The organism is Streptomyces sp. HSW2009, from assembly GCF_040240285.1.
Lineage (GTDB): Bacteria > Actinomycetota > Actinomycetes > Streptomycetales > Streptomycetaceae > Streptomyces.
In genome coordinates this window covers 1-4785 of sequence record NZ_JBEHZD010000564.1, presented here as the reverse complement: position 1 = coordinate 4785, position 4785 = coordinate 1, and the positions used below count along the sequence as shown (strand labels likewise).

Here is a 4785-nt window from a genome sequence, read left to right as displayed (position 1 = left end):
CCCCCCCCCCCCCCCCCCCCCCCCCCCCCCCCCCCCCCCCGCCCCCCCCCCCCCGGGGGGGGGGGGGGGGGGGGGGGGGGGGCCCCCCCCGCCCGGTGGCCGTGCTCTGTGGGCGCCCGCGGGGGCGCTTCCGCGAGGCGAGGTCAGCGCATGCGGGTGGCCCATTCGCGGACCTTCTTGATCCGCTCGCGGATCTGGCCCGCGGTGGCCTCGGCGCTCGGCGGGCCGCCGCAGACCCGGCGCAGTTCGGTGTGGATCACGCCGTGCGGCTTGCCGCTCTGGTGCACGTACGCGCCGACCAGGCCGTTCAACTCCTTGCGCAGGGCAAGGAGTTCCTTGTGGCTGACGACCGGGCGGCGCTCGGCGGGCAGTTCGAGGAGGTCGGCTTCCTCGTCGGGCTTCTTGCGGCTGTGCGCGATCTGCCGGGCCTGCCGGCGCTGGAGCAGCATCTGCACCTGGTCGGGTTCGAGCAGGCCCGGGATGCCCAGGTAGTCCTGCTCCTCCTCGCTGCCGGGGTGCGCCTGCATGCCGAACTCGGCGCCGTCGTAGAGCACCCGGTCGAAGACGGCGTCCGACTCCAGTGCCTCGAAGGGGAGTTGGTCCTGCTCGCCGGTGTCCTCGTCCTGCTGCTTCTCGGCCTCCTGGAGGAGCTTGTCCTCCTCCGCGTACGGGTCCTCCTCGCCCTCCTTCTTGGGCTTGTCCAGGACGTGGTCGCGCTCGACCTCCATCTCGTTCGCGAAGCCGAGCAGCGTCGGGATGGTCGGCAGGAACACCGAGGCGGTCTCGCCGCGCCGCCTGGACCGTACGAAACGGCCCACGGCCTGCGCGAAGAACAGCGGCGTGGAGACGGTGGTGGCGTAGACGCCGACCGCGAGGCGCGGCACGTCGACGCCCTCGGACACCATCCGGACGGCGACCATCCAGCGGCTGTCGGACTGGCTGAAGTCGTCGATCCGCTGCGAGGCGGCGGTCTCGTCCGAGAGCACCACCGTCGGCCCTTCGCCGGTGATCTGGCGCAGCAGCTTGGCGTACGCGCGGGCCTGCTCCTGGTCGCTCGCGATGACCAGGCCGCCGGCGTCCGGGATGCCCTTGCGCACCTCGCTCAGCCTGCGGTCGGCGGCGGCCAGCACGTTGGGCATCCAGTCGCCGCGCGGGTCGAGCGCGGTGCGCCACGCCTGCGAGATGGCGTCCTTGGTCATCGGCTCGCCGAGCCTGGCCTCGATCTCGTCGCCCGCCTTGGTGCGCCAGCGCATGTTGCCGCTGTAGGAGAGGAAGATCACCGGCCGCACGACGCCGTCGCCAAGCGCGTTGCCGTAGCCGTACGTGTAGTCGGCCGACGAGCGGCGGATGCCGTCGTTGCCCTCCTCGTACGTGACGAACGGGATCGGGTTGGTGTCCGAGCGGAACGGCGTGCCGGTCAGCGCGAGCCGCCGGGTCGCCGGGTCGAACGCCTCCAGGCACGCCTCGCCCCAGGACTTGGAATCGCCGGCGTGGTGGATCTCGTCGAGGATGACCAGCGTCTTGCGCTGCTCACAGCGGTTGCGGTGCAGCATCGGGCGGACGCCGACGCCGGCGTACGTGATGGCCACGCCCTGGTACTCGCGGCTGACGGGGCCCGCCGAGTACTCCGGGTCGAGCTTGATCCCGACCCGGGCGGCGGCCTCCGCCCACTGCTTCTTCAGGTGCTCGGTGGGGGCGACCACGGTGATCTGCTGGACGACGTGGTGGTGCAGCATCCAGGAGGCCAGCGTCAGCGCGAAGGTGGTCTTGCCCGCGCCGGGCGTGGCGACGGCCAGGAAGTCGCGCGGCTGCTCCTGGATGTACTTCTCCATCGCCCCCTGCTGCCAGGCGCGCAGCTTGTTCGCGGTACCCCAGGGGGCCCGGCCGGGGAAGGCGGGTGAGAGGTGGTGATTCGCGGTGGTAGTCACGGTCTCCGTCGGGGGTGACTCGGGATCGGCAACCGCGTCAGCGTACCTGTGCCGGCACCCCCGGTACGGGCGTACCGGGGGTGGGTGGAGGGGGGTGGGACTCAGGTCACATCGGGGGCGGCCCCGTTCCGCGGGGGGCGCGCGCCTCAGACCTGGGGAGTCGTGAACCGGGGCAGCGATTCCGCGATCTTGACCACGTCCAGTTCGCCCTGGCACACGTTCAAGACAAAGCGCTCCGCCTCGTCCACATCGAAGTCCGCCGCCAGCGGATGGCCGTTGACGTGCAGAAACACCCAGGTCGCGTACCACGAAAGACGCTTGTTGCCGTCCACCATGGCGTGGTTACGAGCCAATGACTCCATCAGCGCGGCGGCCTTCTGCCAGACGTCCGGATACGCGTCCTGGCCGAACACGCTGGCCTGAGGTCGGGCGAGTGCGGACTCCAGCAATCCGTAGTCCCGCACCTCGCTCGCCCCCAGGCGCTCCGCGAGACCCAGCAACTGCGGCAGGTCCAGGAACCTCATCAGGCGAGCCTCCGGTTCAACTCGGCGCTGACCTTGAGCACGTGGTCGGCAGCCTCATTGAAGAGCCGTGAGTGTTCGTTTATGGCGGCCATCACGGCGTCGTGAGCGAACGCCTGCATGCTGCACCCCTCAGCCTCGGCCCGCTCTCTGAGGGCGTCGAGCTCTTCATCCGTAAAACGCAGGTTCAGTGCAGCCATAACCGGACGGTACCACGTGGTACTACGCCGTACTAACCTTGTCCGGCCGCAGCCGAGTCGTCACGTACGCCCCCACCAGCGCCATCGCCGCCATGCCGAGGAAGACCGCGGCGAAGGCGGCCGGATGGCTGCTCGCGCCGGTGGCGTCCGCCGCGTCGTGGGCGGAGACCGTGGCGGAGCCGCCGCCGAAGGCGACGAAGAGGACGCCGCTCGCGCCGACCAGCACGATGTTGCCGAGCGCGTCGGAGACCTGGATGGAGGCGGCGTTCGAGCCGGCCTCGTCGGGCCTGGACAGCTTGAGCAGCAGCACGCTGCCGCTGGAGATCGCGAGCCCCATGCCGAAGCCGCCGATCACCCAGGCCCCGGCCACCACGCTCCACGCGGGCACCCCGTCGACCAGCGCGACGGGCACCAGCGCGATGGACAGCGCGATCATCAGCATGCCCAGGCCCATCAGCGTCTCGCGGTGTTCCTCAAGCCGCGGTCTGGCCTGCGTGTACGAGCCGAGTGCCCAGGTCAGGCCGCCGCCGGTGAGGGCGAGGCCGGCCAGCGTCGGGGACATGTCGCGCTCGGTGACCAGCATCAGCGGTACGAAGGTCTCGGCGGCGAGGAACGTACCGGCCGCCAGGCCGCGCAGCAGCACCACCGACGGCAGCCCGCGGGCGGCGCGGAAGGTGCCGGTGGGCAGCAGCCGCAGCACGCACGGCACGAGGAGCGCGGCGCCGGCGATCCCGGGCAGCAGCGAGAGCCACGCCAGGTCCTGCACCGCGTACTGGAGCAGCCCGGCGCCGACCGCGACCGCGAGGGCGAGGCCGATGCGGCGGCGGTCCATGGTCGGGCTGTGCTCGTCGCGCGGCATCGTGCGCAGCGCGGGCAGCATCATCAGCAGCGGCAACAGGATCAGCACGGGCATGCCGAGGAAGACCCAGCGCCAGCCGGCGTGCTCGGCGACGGTGCCGGCCACCACCGGGCCGACGATCACCGGCAGCACCCAGGCGGCGGAGAACGAGGCGAGCACGGCGGGCTGGAGCCGCTGCGGGTAGGCCCGGCCGACGACCACGTACAGCGCCACGATGACCAGGCCGCCGCCGATGCCCTGGATGCCGCGGCCCAGGATGAACATCCACATCTGCTGGGCGGAGCCGGCGACGACGAGCCCGGCCCCGAACGCGGCGATCCCGACGAACAGCGGCGCCAGTGGGCTCTTGCGGTCGCACCACTCGCCGGAGAGCACCATGGCGAACAGGCTGGCCGTGAAGTAGCCGGAGAAGGCGAAGGCGTACTGCTCGACGCCGTCCAGCCGTTCGGCGGCCACCGGCATGACCGTGGTGAGGGCGCTGGCCTCGAAGGCGATGAGCGAGACGACCGAGATGATGCCGAGGGTGAGCGCCCGGTAGACCCGGCCGAACACGCTCTCCTCACCGGCCGTGACCGGTGGCGCGCCGTCGACGGCGTCGGCCGCGGCGGGGGACGTGGCGGTCGCGGGCGCTCCGGGTACGGGCGCTTCGGCTGCGGGCGCTTCGGCTGCGGGGGCGGCTGTCGCGACCTGGCCGGTCGGCGGGTGGGCGGCGGTGTCGGGAGCGGCGGGGGCGCGGCCGGATATGTCGGCGGTGGCCTGCGCGGCTCCCGTTCCGCGGCTGGGGGGCGGCGCCGCGCCGGGTTCCCCGGGGTGCGGATCGAGGTCGGTCATGGCGTCAGAGTAAGGGCCGTCCACCGCACTGACGCCTGTCGCTGGACGGGACTCCCCTCGGCCATCGGGCCTACGCCCACCGACGGTCGACAGGGCCGGGAGGTGGGCCTACGGGGGCGGCGGGGTGGGGGCTGGCCTGGGGCGCTTTGGCTGTGAGGTGCCTCTGCCGGGTGCCTGTGTGTGTCGGGGGCGCCTCTGCGCGGGGCGCCTTCACCGGAGTGCCCGTGCCGAGGGGCCTGTGCCCGGGGTACGCCTGTGCGTGAGACCCCTGCCCGCGCTCTCGGTCCCGTGCCCGGGGTGCCTGTGTTCGGGGCCCCGTGGGCGGTCGGCCCGGCACCTCGACGGGGCCCCCCCCGGGGGGCGGGGGCCCCCCCCGCCCCCCCCGCCACTCCCGTACCGCCGGCGGCGGCCGTACCCCCGGCGGCGGCCGTACCCCCGGCGCCGGC

At 73.0% G+C, this 4785-nt stretch carries 4 protein-coding genes; all 4 read right to left on the bottom strand.

What is annotated here, in order from left to right:
• Positions 1-143: 143 nt before the first annotated feature.
• Positions 144-1928, bottom strand: coding sequence for a DEAD/DEAH box helicase (locus AAHZ94_RS28615; protein WP_349996487.1), 1785 nt, complete (start codon positions 1926-1928; stop codon positions 144-146).
• Between the two features lie 146 nt (positions 1929-2074).
• On the bottom strand, positions 2075-2452 hold the full coding sequence (locus AAHZ94_RS28610) for a type II toxin-antitoxin system death-on-curing family toxin (protein WP_349996486.1): 378 nt from the start codon (positions 2450-2452) through the stop codon (positions 2075-2077).
• A complete protein-coding gene (locus AAHZ94_RS28605) occupies positions 2452-2649 on the bottom strand; it encodes a plasmid mobilization protein (protein WP_349996484.1) in 198 nt (65 codons plus the stop codon). Before AAHZ94_RS28605 ends, AAHZ94_RS28610 begins: the two co-directional genes overlap by 1 nt.
• 22 nt (positions 2650-2671) lie before the next feature.
• Positions 2672-4339 (bottom strand): MFS transporter, encoded by a 1668-nt coding sequence (locus tag AAHZ94_RS28600; RefSeq protein ID WP_349996482.1) that lies wholly within the window; start codon positions 4337-4339, stop codon positions 2672-2674.
• Positions 4340-4785 lie beyond the last annotated feature (446 nt).